14 protein-coding genes, 1 pseudogene and 1 other annotated feature are annotated in these 16,116 nt (G+C 40.9%); of the genes and pseudogenes, 12 read left to right on the top strand and 3 right to left on the bottom strand.

The genetic code is table 11. The annotated features are described in order from the left end of the window. Nucleotides 1-27: 27 nt before the first annotated feature. The 10 genes from JI667_RS03780 to JI667_RS03735 all read left to right on the top strand — a co-directional run bounded on the left by JI667_RS03780 (nt 28) and on the right by JI667_RS03735 (nt 8,484). Nucleotides 28-801 (top strand): HAD-IIB family hydrolase, encoded by a 774-nt coding sequence (locus JI667_RS03780; protein WP_206850718.1) that lies wholly within the window; start codon nt 28-30, stop codon nt 799-801. A gap of 147 nt (nt 802-948) precedes the next feature. Then, nucleotides 949-1,383, top strand: coding sequence for a MarR family winged helix-turn-helix transcriptional regulator (locus tag JI667_RS03775; protein WP_206850717.1), 435 nt, complete (start codon nt 949-951; stop codon nt 1,381-1,383). 24 nt (nt 1,384-1,407) lie between these two features. Further along, nucleotides 1,408-2,046, top strand: coding sequence for a nitroreductase family protein (locus JI667_RS03770; RefSeq protein WP_206851147.1), 639 nt, complete (start codon nt 1,408-1,410; stop codon nt 2,044-2,046). A gap of 21 nt (nt 2,047-2,067) precedes the next feature. Further along, the gene (locus tag JI667_RS03765) at nt 2,068-2,364 is read left to right on the top strand and encodes a putative quinol monooxygenase (protein ID WP_206850716.1); all 297 of its coding nucleotides are present in this window, start codon (nt 2,068-2,070) and stop codon (nt 2,362-2,364) included. 211 nt (nt 2,365-2,575) lie between these two features. Then, a complete protein-coding gene (locus JI667_RS03760; RefSeq protein ID WP_206850715.1) occupies nt 2,576-3,025 on the top strand; it encodes an SMP-30/gluconolactonase/LRE family protein in 450 nt (149 codons plus the stop codon). Nucleotides 3,026-3,154: 129 nt separating this feature from the next. Further along, nucleotides 3,155-3,811 (top strand): O-methyltransferase, encoded by a 657-nt coding sequence (locus JI667_RS03755; protein WP_206850714.1) that lies wholly within the window; start codon nt 3,155-3,157, stop codon nt 3,809-3,811. 58 nt (nt 3,812-3,869) lie between these two features. After that, nucleotides 3,870-4,080 (top strand) — a binding site (T-box leader). 117 nt (nt 4,081-4,197) lie between these two features. Next, nucleotides 4,198-5,448 (top strand): tyrosine--tRNA ligase, encoded by a 1,251-nt coding sequence (gene tyrS, locus JI667_RS03750; protein ID WP_244668192.1) that lies wholly within the window; start codon nt 4,198-4,200, stop codon nt 5,446-5,448. 69 nt (nt 5,449-5,517) lie between these two features. After that, nucleotides 5,518-6,519 (top strand): serine hydrolase domain-containing protein, encoded by a 1,002-nt coding sequence (locus JI667_RS03745; protein ID WP_206850710.1) that lies wholly within the window; start codon nt 5,518-5,520, stop codon nt 6,517-6,519. 17 nt (nt 6,520-6,536) lie between these two features. Next, a complete protein-coding gene (locus tag JI667_RS03740; RefSeq protein ID WP_206850708.1) occupies nt 6,537-7,496 on the top strand; it encodes a GNAT family N-acetyltransferase in 960 nt (319 codons plus the stop codon). Between the two features lie 73 nt (nt 7,497-7,569). Further along, a complete protein-coding gene (locus JI667_RS03735; protein WP_414635219.1) occupies nt 7,570-8,484 on the top strand; it encodes a ferritin family protein in 915 nt (304 codons plus the stop codon). Nucleotides 8,485-8,590: 106 nt separating this feature from the next. On the opposite strand, the pseudogene JI667_RS23125 reads toward JI667_RS03735, so the two are convergent. From JI667_RS23125 to JI667_RS03715, 3 genes and pseudogenes are all read right to left on the bottom strand, one after another. After that, a pseudogene (locus JI667_RS23125) lies at nt 8,591-8,964 on the bottom strand (DUF421 domain-containing protein). Nucleotides 8,965-9,072: 108 nt separating this feature from the next. After that, on the bottom strand, nt 9,073-9,255 hold the full coding sequence (locus JI667_RS03720; protein ID WP_206850703.1) for a hypothetical protein: 183 nt from the start codon (nt 9,253-9,255) through the stop codon (nt 9,073-9,075). An 876-nt stretch (nt 9,256-10,131) separates the two neighbouring features. Then, complete coding sequence (locus tag JI667_RS03715) at nt 10,132-10,749, bottom strand: acetate uptake transporter (RefSeq protein WP_206850701.1); 618 nt, start codon at nt 10,747-10,749, stop codon at nt 10,132-10,134. A 641-nt stretch (nt 10,750-11,390) separates the two neighbouring features. On the opposite strand from JI667_RS03715, the gene JI667_RS03710 reads away from it, so the two are divergent. Together JI667_RS03710 and mgtE are read left to right on the top strand one after the other, a co-directional pair. Beyond that, the gene (locus tag JI667_RS03710; RefSeq protein ID WP_206850699.1) at nt 11,391-14,555 is read left to right on the top strand and encodes an SNF2 helicase associated domain-containing protein; all 3,165 of its coding nucleotides are present in this window, start codon (nt 11,391-11,393) and stop codon (nt 14,553-14,555) included. Nucleotides 14,556-14,663: 108 nt separating this feature from the next. Beyond that, a complete protein-coding gene (gene mgtE, locus JI667_RS03705) occupies nt 14,664-16,022 on the top strand; it encodes a magnesium transporter (RefSeq protein WP_206850689.1) in 1,359 nt (452 codons plus the stop codon). The last annotated feature ends 94 nt before the right edge of the window (nt 16,023-16,116 follow it).

Raw genomic sequence — 16,116 nt, 5'->3', positions numbered from 1 at the left:
CATACATATTGAGAGAGGGTGTGCATCATGAAATTTGTGTTTGACTTAGACGGAACGATTTGTTTTAAAGGGGAGCCTGTTTCAGAAAGAATGGTCCAATGTTTGCTTGATCTGAAATCAAGTGGTCATGAACTATTCTTTGCCTCCGCCCGTCCGATTCGGGATATGCTTCCCGTTCTGGATGTGAGATTGCATTCTTATCCATTAATAGGTGGAAACGGGTCACTTCTTTATCAGGGAGGAGAAGTCATACATTCAAATTCCTTTCATCCAAACGACCTTGAGAAGATTCATGAACTTATAGACCAATATGAAGCGACTTATTTAATCGATAGTGAGTGGGATTATGCTTACACAGGTCCTAACGATCATCCCATCCTGGATTTTTTGGATCCAGCCAATCTTGCCAGGTCCCTTCCGGTTGAATCATTGAATAGGATTGTGAAGATATTGCTGTTAACATCAACTAATTATCAGGACTTGTCAAAAGATTTAAAGTCCCTGGATATTGTTGTGAATAACCACACGAATGAAGAGGTAGTGGATCTCAGTCCTGCCAAAATACATAAATGGAGTGCTCTTTCAACATTTGGAGTATCTGAAATGGATTTTATTGCCTTTGGAAATGATTCTAATGACGTAAGTATGTTCAAGAAAGCGAAGCATGCTGTGATGGTCGGATACCATGAAGGGCTTTCAGGATATGCTGATGAACATATTCCTCTAATAGATGATTATGAAGGGGAAATCATTAAGAAATTGAAAGAGTTATCTTTTACATATACTGAAGTAAAAGAATAAATCAAGAAAGCTGGTTAAGGGGTCGCATCTCTTTAAGCCGGCTTTTTTTTACACAAATCTATTTGGTTGACTATTATATTTAAATATATTATATTAATTGATGGGTCAACAATTGACCTCTCAATTATCTAAAAGGAGGAGGATGCTTTGTCCAACTCGTGTCGTGAAGAAGAGAAGATCATCATTCAACTTAATGATATATATAAGCAAATGAGTCCGAAATTTGAGCGTTGTACAGGAATCAGTCAGTCCCGTTTGGAACTGTTGCACAGGCTGTTTGAAGTAGAAGAAATCAGTCAGACTGCCCTTCAACGTGAAGTGAATATCGACAGTGCGGCTGTTACCAGGCATTTAAAACAGCTTGAAGGAAAAGGAATGGTTTCGCGACGTAAAAATCCTGCTGACAACCGTTTCACCTTTGTTCGCCTGACAGAAGAAGGAAGACTTAGGATTAGAGCTTACCGGGAAGAGAAAGAGGTTTTTATCTCTAAGGTCTTCAAGACTTTTACAGGAGAAGAAAGATCAATTCTTTCAGGCATGTTAAATCGTATCCAAGACAATGTACAGGACATTGAATACTAAGAAATTAGACATGAAGGAGAATGCATCATGAATACTACAAAAATCAATGACTTTAATGAAATTATCACAGGTCGCCGTTCCATTCGTAACTATGACCCGTCAGTCAAAATCAGTAAAGAAGAAATGACAGAAATCCTAACAGAGGCAACCCTTGCCCCGTCATCCGTCAATATGCAGCCTTGGCGATTTGTGGTCATTGACAGTGAAGAAGGAAAGGAAACCCTTCTGCCCCTTGCAAAATTCAATCAAACGCAAGTCAAGACATCTTCAGCCGTTATTGCAGTATTTGTTGATATGAGCAGCTTGGACTATGCAGATGAAATCTATAATAAGGCTGTCGAAGAGGGGCATATGCCTGCAGAAGTAAGAGACAGACAGCTTCCTGCCATTAAAGGATTACTTGATACGATGCCGGTCGAACAGTTCAAAGAGATGAACCTCATCGATGCAGGTTTGGTATCGATGCAGCTGATGCTTGCTGCACGTGCTCACGGATATGACACAAATCCGATAGGTGGTTACGAAAAAGATCAAATTGCTGAAGCCTATGACATGGATAAAGAACGTTACTACCCGGTTATGCTGATTTCGATCGGGAAAGCGGCAGATGCAGGCTATAAATCAGTCCGTTTGCCAGTTGAATCCATCACAGAATGGAAATAATAATAGATGAGGAGAATCAATATGATTATCATACACGCTGAATTTAAAATTAACCCTATACAAGAACAGGCATTTTTAGAAGAAATGCGTCCGTTAGTCGCTTCTTCCAGAGCAGAAACAGGGAATATTTCATACGATTTAATGAAAGATACTGAAAGAGATCACGTCTATACCATGGTTGAAGTATGGAAGGACTCATCAGCGGTTGAGAGTCATAATACAAGTGAACATTTCACATCATTTGTAAGAAGGGCTCCTGAATATTTAGCCGCTCCACTTGATGTAAAGATTTATGAAGGAAATAAGATAGAAAAATAACCTTTTTAAAAGCACCCGGCCTATTGCCGGGTGCTTTTAAATTGTAGTAAGAAAGAAGATGAACGATGAGAAAACTACTTCAAAGAAGTGAATCCAGCGGTGATATCTTTTTAAAAAGGGGTAATTGCGGAAATATAGGGACAATTAAAGGGATTTACATTATTTAACTAGAATTACATAGTAGCAACCTTTCTTAGAAAGAAGTTTTTTTATGTCAGTCAATGTAGTAGTAGATTTACGAAATACTCTGGGGGAAAGTCCATGCTGGGACCCTAAGCGAAAGATGTTCCTGTGGGTAGATATTATGGAAAAGAAAATCTTTCGCCTACATACTTTGAATGATGAGTTGGAAGAAGTCCAGTTGAATCAATCCGCAGGTTGTCTTTCTCAGACAAATAGGGGACGGACAATCCTTGGACTTCAACACGGCATCCATTTTTTTGATTGGGACACGGGTATCTTAGAAAGCGTGGTGGACCCTGAAAGTCATCTTGAGGAAAACAGATTCAATGATGGGAAATGTGATCCTTCCGGCCGCTTTTGGGCGGGAACGACTGATCAAACAGGGGTAAATGGGAATGGGTCTTTATACGTTGTCCACTCTACGTTACAAATAACCAAAAAGGTCGAAAGCGTGAGCACATCAAACGGTCTCGCGTAAAACGAATGTTAGAGGAATAAGGAATTTTGTGTTTGAGGAGAAAAGTGAATGAGTCATCAAAAGAGGATCATTAGTAGTAATAGTTATACATAAAAACATTATGTAAACAATTTAGGAGTGATGAAACAAATGTCAGCAGATACTTGGACAAAAGTAGATCAATATTATTCTGAGAAACTTCATAAAACCGATGGAATCATGGAGTCTGTATTACAGGCAAATAGCGAAGCAGAGCTTCCTGCCATTGATGTTTCACCAAATCAGGGAAAATTCCTTTCCTTACTGGCACAACTTAAAGGGGCAAAACGAATCTTGGAAATCGGAACACTTGGCGGATATAGCACAATTTGGCTTGCGAGAGCCCTTCCGGAGAACGGCCGGCTTGTGACACTTGAGTATAGTGACAAACATGCTAAGGTTGCCGAGCAAAATATACGTAGGGCAGGTATGAAAGAAAAAGTGGAAATCAGAGTTGGCGCGGCCCTGGACACGCTGCCTACGCTTATAGGTACATTTGATTTCATCTTTATTGATGCAGATAAACAAAATAACTCCAACTATATAAAATGGGCTCTTCAATTGTCGCAGCCCGGGACGGTCATCATCACGGATAATGTCGTTCGTGGAGGAAGGGTCATTGATGAAGACAGTGAGGATGAAAGTGTTCAGGGAGTACGTACATTCGTAGAACTATTATCGAAAGAAGAACGAATCGATTCAACGGTGGTTCAGACCGTGGGATCAAAAGGTTACGATGGGTTTGTAATGGGGATAGTGAAAGAATAAATAAATTATGATTGTTTTTTCCTGAATTATCCTGTAAAATAAATGAAAATTCTAAATCATACATGTAATGATAGGATTCAGTAGTGACTTATCTCCCTGTCGTAGAGAACTGATGTCTGGTGAAAATCAGTACATAGATAAGCATGAATTACCTCCTTGAACATTCTTTGTGAACTGATAGAGTAGCAGAGAACGGCCGGGCCGTTATCCGGATAGAGTGGAAGAGTGATCTTCAATTAGGGTGGTACCGCGTTAACCACGTCCCTTATTATAGGGGGGCGTGGTTTTTTGTTTAGGTAGGGTTAGAAGAATCAGAAAACTTCAGTAAAGCGATAAGCAGAAACTTGCTGTGAGTTCGACACAGACTAATTGAAGGAGAAATGATGATGGATCACAAAGGGAAATCCCTAACAAAAGCCCAGCAGCTCGAAGTCCAAAGGCAGCTGGCTCAATATAGAAATGGAGTGCATGAAATCATTCCAGAAACAGAATTAAAACAAAAATTGGTGAGGTCAATTTCTACCGGTAAGCCGTTGAAGATCAAGCTGGGTCTGGATCCTACTGCCCCTGATGTTCACATGGGCCATACGGTTGTTTTGAATAAATTAAGGCAGTTTCAAGAAAACGGCCATATCGTCCAGCTCATTATCGGGGATTTCACCGGGAAAATCGGGGATCCCACCGGGAAGTCGGTCGCAAGAAAGCAACTGACAAATGAGGAGGTGAAGAGAAATGCAGAGACATACTTTGAACAATTCGGCAAAGTACTCGACAAAGATAAAGTGGAGCTTCACTACAATTCAAGCTGGCTTTCATCCCTTGATCTAGAAGCGGTCATTCACTTATCCTCAAAGATCACGGTCGCGCGGTTAATTGAACGAAATGATTTCTCCAACCGGCTGTCTGAAGGAAAGCCAATATCGCTTCATGAGCTTTTTTACCCTTTGATGCAGGGTTATGATTCCGTCGCCCTTGAAAGTGATATTGAGCTGGGAGGGACGGATCAGCAGTTTAATGTACTGATGGGAAGGCATCTTCAGGAACATTATAACCAGGAGAAACAGGTTGTCATTCTGCTCCCATTACTCGAAGGTCTTGACGGAGTGGAGAAAATGTCAAAATCCAAACATAATTACATTGGAATCGATGAAGATCCCAATCAAATGTTCGGCAAGACGATGTCGATTCCTGATGAGTTAATAGTTAAATACTTTAATCTCATAACAGATTTATCATTAGAAGAAAAGGAAAAGGTCACCAATGAAATAAGTGATGGATCTCTTCACCCTAGGGATGCCAAAATTCTCTTAGGGAAGACGATTGTGAGGATGTATCACGGAAAAGAGTCAGCAGAACAAGCCGAGAACCAATTCAAGGAGGTTTTCCAAAAAGGGGCACTTCCTGATGATATTCCTATAGCAAGATGGCATGGGGAAGAGGCGATATCCATCGTCGATCTGCTAGTGTCCCTACAGATGCAAAGTTCAAAAAGTGAAGCACGCAGGATGATCCAAAATGGGGGAATCAGGATCAACGGTGAAAAGGTGCTGAATGTGCAACAGGAAGTAACAATTGCAAATGGGATGGTTGTGCAGGTGGGCAAGAGGAAATTCAAGCGATTGAAATGGGTGCGTTAAAGAGAGATACCCCTTGCCACATAAGCATTTCAAGAAAGACTTTATGACTATAAAGGAGCGGATGCAGGTATGAAACAATTATCAACCATAATTCAAGAACATGCAGAAAAAAGTGACTTTTCTGGGACAGTAATCGTAAGGAAAAATGAGGAGATTCTCGTAGCAGCTGCATTTGGTTATGCTGATCGCTCTGCACGACGTGAAAACAATGTAGACACTCGATACGGAATTGCGTCAGGATGTAAATTGTTTACCGCAGTGGCCATCTGTCAACTTGTGGAAAAAGGCATGTTGAGTTTGCATACGCCGCTAAAAGAATGCCTGTCCATTCCATTTCCATATTTCGATGATCGTGTGACCATCCAACACTTATTGACACATACATCCGGGATTCCAGATTATTTTGATGAAGAAGTGATGGATGACTTCGAGGATTTATGGAAGGAAACGCCCATGTATCTCATTCAGAGGGGAGAGGATTTTTTACCCTTCTTTCAGAATTCACCGATGAAATCGCAACCTGGTGAGACGTTCCATTATAATAATGCCGGTTATATCATACTTGGATTGGTTATCGAGAATCTTTCTGGGATGACGGTTCAAGATTATATAGAGAAAAACATTTTTACACCGGCGTCTATGAAGGCTTCCGGATATTTCCGCCTTGATCGCTTACCGGCTAATACGGCCAACGGCTACATTGAAGAAAGCGACAACACCTGGAGAACGAATATCTATTCCATTCCCATCCAGGGAGGGGCGGATGGAGGAGCATATGTGACGGGTCCTGATATGATTTCGTTTTGGGAAGCTCTCTTGACCAATAAGCTTTTGAAAAAAGAGAATACCGTGCGGATAACCGAACCCCATGTCAATGTGAAGGAAGGCGTGGACTACGGCTATGGAATGTGGTTAAACCTGCCTGAGAAGCAGCATGTGATGGGATATGATCCTGGGGTGAGTTTTCATTCTGCCCATTACATGGAAAAAGATCTGAAAGTAGTTGTGTTATCAAATAAGAGTTCGGGTGCATTTGACATTACTAAAGTGATAGAAAACTATTTCAACTGATAAAGAGGATCTTGAAAGTGAGTACAGTGAAAATAGAACAAGCATATATCGGGGACGCTTCAGTCCTTACAGCTGTCCAAAAAAAGGTGTTTGATGCAGAAAGGGAAAAATGGTCTCAAAATCAAGCAGGAATCGTAGATTATAATATCCAGCCTCCGGGCTATGATTCTATCGAAATGAATACGTATATGATAAGGGAATTGGATTATTACAAGGTATTTTATAACGGCACCATAGTGGGTGGACTGATTGTAACGGTCGTAGGCAAACGCCATGGACGGATCGACCGGATATTCATTGACCCCTACTATCAAGGAAGAGGAATCGGATCTCAAGTAATGAAAATTATGGAAGGGAATTTTCCGCATGTCGTGTCATGGGAACTTGAGACGTCGGGCTTGCAGCTGAGCAATCACACTTTTTATGAAAATCTGGGTTTCACTAAAATATTCGAAACTCATGATGAATATTGCTATGAGAAGAGAATGAATGTAGAAACTGATCCTCAAGGTATTCAGAGATATGTAACATTTGCAGGTGATAGTATGAAAGATGTTGATCTGGCTGACATTCATGTGGAACATTGCAATATGGAGAGGGGCGAATTCTACAGAATTAACGCGAGTAATTCCACGTTCAGCAACAGCAATCTGAAAGGGGTGCAGATTAGCAATTGTAACCTTGCAGAAACCCGTTTTCAGAATATAAATTTCCAAAGGGCTCTATTGGCTGATCTCAATCTGTCACAAAGTGAAATAGTCCACGTAAACCTCGGGGGGTTACATGTTCATGACACAAATCTTGGGGATGTAGGTGAACCGATGAGGTTTGAGCGCTGTGAGTTTAAAGAGTCGAAGTTTCAAAACTGTAATTTGAAAAATGTCTCTATTTCTGACTGTGATATATCAGGTATGTTGATTGATGGAATTTTGGTGAAGGACTTATTGGACGCTTACGCACAAAGTAAGAAGAAATGAAAATGGTACAAACACCCATTTCTTGACTAGTCATATCTTAGTATTGACTGGAAAAAAAGAGGTGAATGTTACGTTGAATCCATACCATTATTACCGCCAATTCAAACCCTTTAACCTGAATGGCTACACCCGTGTGACCGATAGTCACTCCCTGGTGGATGATCTTCAAAAAGCCATCAATGGCGAGTACAGTGCGATTGCCTGCTATAAAAAGCTTGCAAATCTTGCACCCAATGAGGAAGAAAGGCTTCGAATCTTGGAAATTAGAAAAGATGAAAAACGTCATTTTAAAGCATTCAGTGAGATCTATACGAATCTGACAGGACTCCAGCCTAGTCCAAAACTGCAGGAAGGTTGTCCGGATGAATATAAAAAAGGACTTCAATTTGCTTTCAAGGATGAACAGGAAACGGTTGATTTTTACCATGGCATCCGTGATGGAGTACAGGATGCCTATATAAAGGAAACATTTTCACATGCGGCTGAAGACGAGCAGAATCACGCTGTTTGGTTTTTGTATTATATCATGAAGAATAAAGGAAGCAGAAGTGCTTTCCGCCAAGGAGATTATGGATCAATGGGAGCACTCGCTGCCTCGAATCTTACGGTTCCTCAAATGCTCGTTTATGCCATGCAGGATGAGTATCTGGCTCAGGCGAGGTATGATCGGATCATACAGAAATTCGGCAATGTTCGAACATTTATGAGGATTAAAGAAGCGGAGCTCCGCCATATCACAGCACTCCAGACTTTATTTCAACGATATGGAATCCCGTTGCCACAAGATCAGTCCCAATCTTACGTGACGACACCGGATTCGATTAATGACGCTTATGGAGCAGGGGTCCAAGGGGAAATCGATAATATTGCTATGTATGATACATTTCTTGCTTACCCACTTCCAGAGGATGTAGGGTTTGTTTTCACACAGTTGAGGAATGCATCACAGAATCATTTAGCTGCGTTTGAAAGAGGGCTGGCAAGATAAATTGAGGATGCACGAAACGAAATGTAAAAGTGCGTGATCATTAAATATAGGCGAATATTTCCTTATTCGATATCTGTCGGGGATTGAATCCGGTCGTGAAACAAATCTATAAAAAAAGAACCATCACTACTGACAACCCCGTAATAAATTTCTCTAACTGATAGTCCTCTGCTGCGGCATTCCTTTTCCAACCATTCGTCACTGTATTGGGGGGGGTGAGATTTTTGCTGATAATCATTCCATTCATGATCAATTCAATGGGAAGCGAGTTGGAAGTCTTAACAGGCAGCTGGAAATCCATTTTAGTGACGTGCTGAAATGGATCTTTCTTTTTAAGAGAGAGTTGTCTGCTTACTTCCAATAGAGCAAATTCTACCTCAGAAATGTCAAAGATCCTTTTTCACGCATTTGTTGATTTAAATCATCCAACGTGAATTTCATTTTCTTCATATTATGTTCAAGCACTTTTCCTTCCTCAATAATGACGGTTGGAGCTCCTGAAACCCATCTTCGTAATGTTCTATTTCGAGAGGTAAGAATAAGAAGGATGTAAAAGGGAAGGATTAACGAGAAAAATGAACCAAGAATTTAAGTGAAACGAAGATGGGTATTAAATCCCATCTTCTCGATCTGAGAGCCGATCGTAATGGATAAGGCAAAACTAAAATGATTCTTATGAGCGTTAATATGCTTGCCTATCCCTAAGGCCAAGAGAACCAATAGTATAAAACTGACCAACGTCCGAATGACTGAAATTACTATCCCGCTCATACATAACATCCTTTACCTTTAGTAATTAGTTTTAGTATGAAACAAAATATGGTTTGTATTATCGTGTCTCAGGGACTGTATATAAAAAGACTGAATTTTTAACGAGGGAAATAATTCATACATCAAGCATGAGTTAGTTCCCATACCTGGATTTAGATGATCCTCACTTTGAAATTCTGAACCCCATTGTGAAAAAGGCATACTGAAAAAGGAAAGGGTTCCGTTTTCGAGTACAAAAACTTGATTAGCACGGAAATTAGCAGTCCAATTCGTAACTGAATTGGACTGCTAATTTTTGTTGATATTAGGGTTTTTAATGAGCGTATAGGAGTGTACCCGGATTCGCACTCCTTTTAGCAAGGTGTCAAAAGTTATTGTCAGCGTGGGGATGTGAGTGTGAATGGGTATGTCCATATTGACAGGGAGACTTATTTAACTAACCTTGGCGGCAGATTAATAAGCGGAGAAATTCCGTCTAAGGCAGCTGGAGGAGGGTTAAAATGCTGAAATAAGCGGAGAAGTTCCGCTTAACTCCTCAATATGGAACAATATTCAACGGATATTTTTCAATAAGCGGAAAAACTCCGGCTAAGATTCGTAAAATAGCTGCAATTCCTGATTTAAACGGAATTATTCCGCTAATTTTTAAACGTCAGGGAAACGGCTCTCCTTATTCAACTTAATAAGGAATGATAAAAAAAGGATCGAAGCATTATGGCTGAGAGCTTTTCACGTGTTAATTTAACTGCTAATGTGTACTGATTCTACCGGAAATTACTGTGCGAAAAGCACTGCTAATTCAAATTTTGTACTTTAAAACCGAACCCGTTAGTAAAAAAGAGACAGGCGTTATTAACTCGCCTGTCTCTTTTTTTATTATTTAAATATACCAAATGGCTTTCCAACCGGAAGAGTCTCTTTCCCGAAATGGGTATTCAACACACTGGCAGCAGAACCATAAAAGCTGAACAGTGCAATGAATAATTCAGAGATGGCAGCCAGTTTATGGGTAGCCTCAGGAGCAATTCCCAGGGTTGAAAGAGATAATCCAATAAACAAGAAATCAATCAGTACAAATATAATAAATAAAACCTTATGGGTTTCCATGGCGCCAACCGTCATGAAAAGACTGAATATCAAATACCCGATATAAGCAATCCCCAGCTGTTCCGGATCGACTGCAGCAGCTGCTTGTTCTCCGAATACCCCGAATGAAATCAACCAGGACGTACCGACTCCAAGCCAGAATAGTCCAAAGGCACCGAATGCCGTCATTCCAAACGTGTTATTGTGCTTGGCATCCCCGAAGCTTGCCATTAATTGAGCAATTCCTCCAAGGAAAATGGCCCACGGTAATATGAACGAAACGCCGTCTGTCCAGCCTAATTTTGCCGAAGAAGCTACAAGGGTGACCATAGCCAGTCCGAAAAGACCAAGAGCGGATGGATCGGCAGTTGCCATTTGAATCCGTTGAGTGTTTTGTGTGTGATTCATGATGATGATACCTCCTAATAAACATACTTGACTAATTTACATGCAAAAGTCACGGTATGCAATAGAAAAAATGATGTAAGCGAAACTTTCATGAATTTATCGTACTGCTGTGTGTGGCAGGAGGCTATTTGTGTTTCCCTGATAAACTTCTCCCCTGCCTTCTCATCTCCATTTCGAATGGGGAAAAATTCAAAAATCCCGTGGGATCTCTCAAAAGATCGCACGGGATTTCTGTCTCTCTATAACAGAAGATTCAATTCACAACAAAAAAACGCATGAATAGAGTGAATCCTACATACATATCAAATGGGGACAATTATTTTTCCCGAAAGGAGGTGAGAATGATGGAGCAATATTATATTTTCATGCTCATGTTCCAAGCAGGAAGCTTCATCCTTTCTTTATTGAATCACATTGAAAAGTAGAGAACTAGGTGGTTTTCCGTACTGTGACTGGCCTCATAGTGCGGTTTTTTTATAGGATTCATTTCCCTATATTTTATGCTGATCATCCCGATATTATACGTTTCTATTAAAATAGTAATCACGAGTCCTTGTTTCTAATTTCCCACTTTGTTGTTATCATAAGAATGATCAAGGATTAAATAAAGCCTATAGATACTCAAGGAAGGATCAGATCTATTGAAAGTTATACACCAACAACTCATAAAAGATCGATGCGGTAACGTTTCTTTCAAACGGGGAGAAGCCTATTTCCGCTCGAATAAAGTGAATATAGATGAATCGACAAGCCATTATTATAAAGCGACAGTCATAGGAGAAGAAGATTTCCACGTTATCATTCAAGAAGATGCCGGGGGTACAGTTGAAGCTGAATGCAGCTGTCCAAAGCTTGCATCGTTTGATAAAGATTGTCAGCATATTGCAGCCGTTTTAATGGCAATTCAACATCAACAGAGAAGCTCGAGATCTTCTGAAGAAAGCATCACTGAGGACTTCTTCACCCTTTTTCAAGAAGAATCCCTTCGAAAAACGGGCAGGTTGCGTCATTTTGAAACCAGACAAACCCTGCAATGTAAATTCTTCATTCGGCCAGTCACACTTCTGAGCGGGGAAGAGGTGATTGCAATCGAATTCACCATACAAAATATAAAGGTGCATGGTGTCCGTTCTTTTCTCTACAGCTTAAACGAAGGGAAACCTTTCCCTCTTTCAGACTCCTTTCTATTCAATCAGGAGTTTCATTGCTTTGAAAATGAAACGGATGCTGTCATTCAACATCTTGTGACCTTATCAACAAATGGATCAAGTGACAGTGCCGAAAGGTTGATTATACCTCCATCTTCCTGGGAGCAACTATTACCACTTTTGCTAAGAAGTGAAAATGTGAAAATACTCCAAAATGACGGGGTCTTGGTGGAAATCAAAGAAAGGGAACTCCCTCTTCCGTTAACATTCGACTTTACGCTGGATGAAGGGGGCAGTTTCCAATTAGGTATTTCAGGACTAAGGAATATGATCATCTTGAATCAGTATCAAGTGGTCATACATGATGGGGAAGTTACACAGCTTGAAAGCATGGACGTTAAACGACTTTCTGAATTAAAGAGACTCCTGAATAGATCAGGAAACGAATCCATCCCGATTCCCCAATCACAGATTGGCTTTTTCCTCGATAAAGTTGCTGTAGGTCTAAAGAAATTAGGTGAGGTGAAACTTTCAGAAGACATAGCCCGGAGGTTGGATACCGCCCCCCTTGTGGCGAAATTGTATCTCGACCGGGTTAAAAATCGCCTATTAGCGGGACTTGAATTTCATTATGACGGAGTGGTCATTCATCCTCTTGAAAATAGGGAGACTCCTTCAGGATCACTTATCATCCGTGATGTGGAGAAGGAAGACCGAATCCTCGAATGGATGGAGGAGTTTTCGTTCGGGAAAACAGAAGGGGGATACTTTTTACATAATGAGGATTTAGAGTATGAGTTCTTAACCTATGGGGTGACGAAGATCCAGCAACATGTTCAAATCTTTGCCACCACCGCTGTCAGGAATAGAGTATCCAGAGGCAATCATACCCCGAAAATCCGGGTGAAAGTGAAAAAGGAACGAATGAACTGGCTGGAATTTACATTTGAAATGGAAGGTATACCAGATAGTCAGGTGATGGGAATCCTCGAGGCGTTGGAAGAAAAACGAAAATATTTCCGGATGAAAAACGGATCACTGCTTTCATTGGAATCAACGGAATTCCAGGAGATCCAGCGGTTCCTTCATACCTCTCAAGCAGAGAAGAATGATTTAGTGAAGGGACTTGAGCTCCCATTTCATCAAAGCATGGATCTCCTCGATTCAGTAGATGGAGAACAAACATTAATTATGGAAGACTCATTTAAAGATTGCTTCCGACACCTTATGGATCCCGACAGTATGAAGATATCAGTTCCAGCTGCTTTGGACACACTGCTGAGAAGTTACCAGAAAACCGGGTATCGCTGGATGAAGGCTCTTTCTCATTATGGAATGGGAGGGATCTTGGCAGATGACATGGGACTGGGGAAGACGATTCAAAGTATTGCCTTTATCGTATCAGAACTAGATGGGATAAGATCAAGGAAGCTTCCGGTTCTCATTGTGTGCCCTTCATCCCTTACCTATAATTGGAAAAATGAATGTGTGAAATTTGCTCCTGACATACATGCTTTCATCCTGGATGGAAACAAAGTGGAACGTAGGAAGAAACAAAAGAAAATGAAGGATGCTGATGTGATTATTACATCTTATCCATTACTTCGCAGCGACAGTAAATGGTTTGAGCTTCAAACATTCCATACGGTTATTTTCGATGAAGCACAAGCATTTAAAAATCCAGTCACCCAAACGGCCAGAAGCGTTAAGAAGATACAAGCTGAAAATCGTTTCGCATTGACGGGGACACCTGTAGAGAATTCCCTTGAGGAGCTTTGGTCCATCTTCCACGTAGTATTTCCTCATTTATTTCGCAGCCTAAAGGATTACAGCCGCCTGACAAAAAAAGATATTGCGAAGAGAATTAGACCTTTTGTTCTTCGCAGACTGAAAGAGGATGTATTGGCTGAGCTTCCCGGTAAAGAGGAATTCACCGAATCTATAGATCTACTGCCTCAGCAAAAAGAGCTGTATGCGGCTTATCTCGCGAAGCTGAGACATGATACTATGAAGCATTTGGATAAAAATACGTTAAGAAAAAACAAAATTAAGATTCTCGCTGGGTTGACCCGATTAAGACAAATATGCTGCCACCCGGCATTATTTGTGGATGGCTATCAGGGTACCTCAGGTAAATTCATACAGCTCATGGACTTGCTTGAGGAATCCAGATTATCAGGAAGACGGGTCCTTGTCTTTTCACAATTTACGAAAATGCTTGAACTGATTGCACGTGAGCTTTCCGGGAATGGACAGACCTACTTTTATTTAAATGGAAGCACTCCATCAGAAGAAAGGATACGGATGTGTGATCAATTCAATCTGGGTGAACGGAACGTTTTTCTCATATCTTTAAAGGCAGGTGGAACGGGGCTGAATTTAACAATTGCAGATACGGTCATTCTCTACGATACGTGGTGGAATCCAGCCGTAGAAGAACAGGCAGCGGATCGTGCACACCGGATGGGACAGAAAAATACTGTGCAGGTGATCAAGCTTGTTGCCAAGGGAACAATCGAGGAGAAGATGAACGAGCTTCAGGACAAAAAACGCCATTTGATTCAGGAAGTCATGAATCCGAATGAAAAGGTCGTACAAACCTTAACAGAGGATGAATTAAAGGAAATACTATCTATAGATCATCAAAGAGTGAAATAGAAGTAGAATTTATACATGCTTTAGGAGATACTATCAGGGGACGTTCATTCCTTTAGGTGTCTCCCCATTTCGCGCATTCAAATAGAAATCTTCATAAGGGGTACGCATATGACATTAGCCACGACTGAAAATGAAATCTCACTTGCCATCATCCAAAGCTTGAAAGATGGTAAGAAAGATGTTTTCTTAACTATCATTGAAGAGCTGCAGCCCTATGATATAGCTCATCAATATTTACATATTCCTTCCAAGCATCGTAACAAATTTCTCTTATATTTGCCACTTGAGCAATTAACGGAGTTCATCCAGGAGATTGAAAGGGAAGATCAGTTGATCGTATTGGAAAAATTGGGGATTGAAAAATCTACTAAAGTCCTCAATTTGATGGAAAATGACAATCTGGCCACCTTATTGACAGACTTGGAACCGGAGAAGATCGAGGAACTCTTGTCTGAGATGAATCAGGCAGAATCACAGGTGGTCCAGAATCTCATGACCTATCAACCGGAAACGGCCGGTCGTATCATGAACAACCGGTATGTCTGGATCCCACGACATTATACCGTTCGCGAAGCGGTGGATAAGCTCAAGCATTTTGCTGAATTGGCCGAATATCTGAACTATCTGTATGTCATCGACGAAGATAAAAAACTGATAGGGGTCATTTCCTATAAGGATTTATTGCTCAGTGAATTATTCGATAAAATTGAAGATATCATGTATAGCCGGGTTGTAAAAGTGGATGTTCACACCGACCAGGAAGAAGTGGCAAAATTGATCAGCCGTTATGACTTCATCACGCTGCCAGTGATTGAAGAGGATGGCAGACTGGTAGGAGTCATTACCGTCGATGATATCATTGATGTCGTCATACAAGAAGCTAATGAAGATATTGAGAAACTGTCTGCATCGGGGAAGTCCATCGACTTCACGACCAAACCATTCGTGGCTGCCTATCGCCGGCTACCATGGCTCATTTTATTATTATTCATTGGACTTGTTTCAGGAAGTATCATAGACAAATTCTCTGCAACTCTTGAACAAGTGGTGGCACTCGCCTTTTTCATGCCTATGATTGCGGGTATGACAGGAAATACTGGCACTCAATCACTGGCCGTGGTCGTCAGGGGACTTGTTTCCCACGACTTGGATGTGAAGCAGGTAGTGAAGTTGATCTTCCGTGAACTATGGGTAGGGATCATCATCGGTGTCACTTGTGCAGTCATGATAGCCCTAATCGCATTTGTGTGGTTAGGAAATATGATCCTTGGATTTGTGGTGGGAAGCTCATTACTCATCACATTGATTATCGGGACGTTGGCTGGAACCATCATCCCGCTTATTCTGTATAAGTTCAACGTCGATCCTGCTGTAGCTTCTGGTCCCTTGATTACCACGATTAATGATATTCTTTCCCTTCTTATCTATTTTGGGATTGCCACAATGTTTATAACCAAATTAATGTAAGATAATTGGCGTGAAATACGCTAATTGCGCAACAAGTTTGCTTTTCTACTATAAAGTAGATGGCTCCTACTTGCATTCGTATTGGCAGGAGTCT

This window comes from Bacillus sp. NTK074B, assembly GCF_017303375.1.
In the GTDB taxonomy this organism is placed as follows: domain Bacteria; phylum Bacillota; class Bacilli; order Bacillales; family Bacillaceae_B; genus Rossellomorea.
The sequence above is the reverse complement of the archived record's forward strand: the minus strand, read 5'-3'. Positions and strand labels throughout refer to the sequence as shown.

Excerpts from the sequence above, each read along its gene's own strand:
- JI667_RS03780 (WP_206850718.1), top strand. The coding sequence starts at position 28 with ATGAAATTTGTGTTTGACTTAGACGGAACGATTTGTTTTAAAGGGGAG.
- JI667_RS03765 (WP_206850716.1), top strand. The coding sequence starts at position 2,068 with ATGATTATCATACACGCTGAATTTAAAATTAACCCTATACAAGAACAG.
- JI667_RS03760 (WP_206850715.1), top strand. The coding sequence starts at position 2,576 with ATGTCAGTCAATGTAGTAGTAGATTTACGAAATACTCTGGGGGAAAGT.
- JI667_RS03755 (WP_206850714.1), top strand. The coding sequence starts at position 3,155 with ATGTCAGCAGATACTTGGACAAAAGTAGATCAATATTATTCTGAGAAA.
- tyrS (WP_244668192.1), top strand. The coding sequence starts at position 4,198 with ATGGATCACAAAGGGAAATCCCTAACAAAAGCCCAGCAGCTCGAAGTC.
- JI667_RS03745 (WP_206850710.1), top strand. The coding sequence starts at position 5,518 with ATGAAACAATTATCAACCATAATTCAAGAACATGCAGAAAAAAGTGAC.
- JI667_RS03720 (WP_206850703.1), bottom strand. The coding sequence starts at position 9,255 with ATGAGCGGGATAGTAATTTCAGTCATTCGGACGTTGGTCAGTTTTATA.
- JI667_RS03715 (WP_206850701.1), bottom strand. The coding sequence starts at position 10,749 with ATGAATCACACACAAAACACTCAACGGATTCAAATGGCAACTGCCGAT.
- mgtE (WP_206850689.1), top strand. The coding sequence starts at position 14,664 with ATGACATTAGCCACGACTGAAAATGAAATCTCACTTGCCATCATCCAA.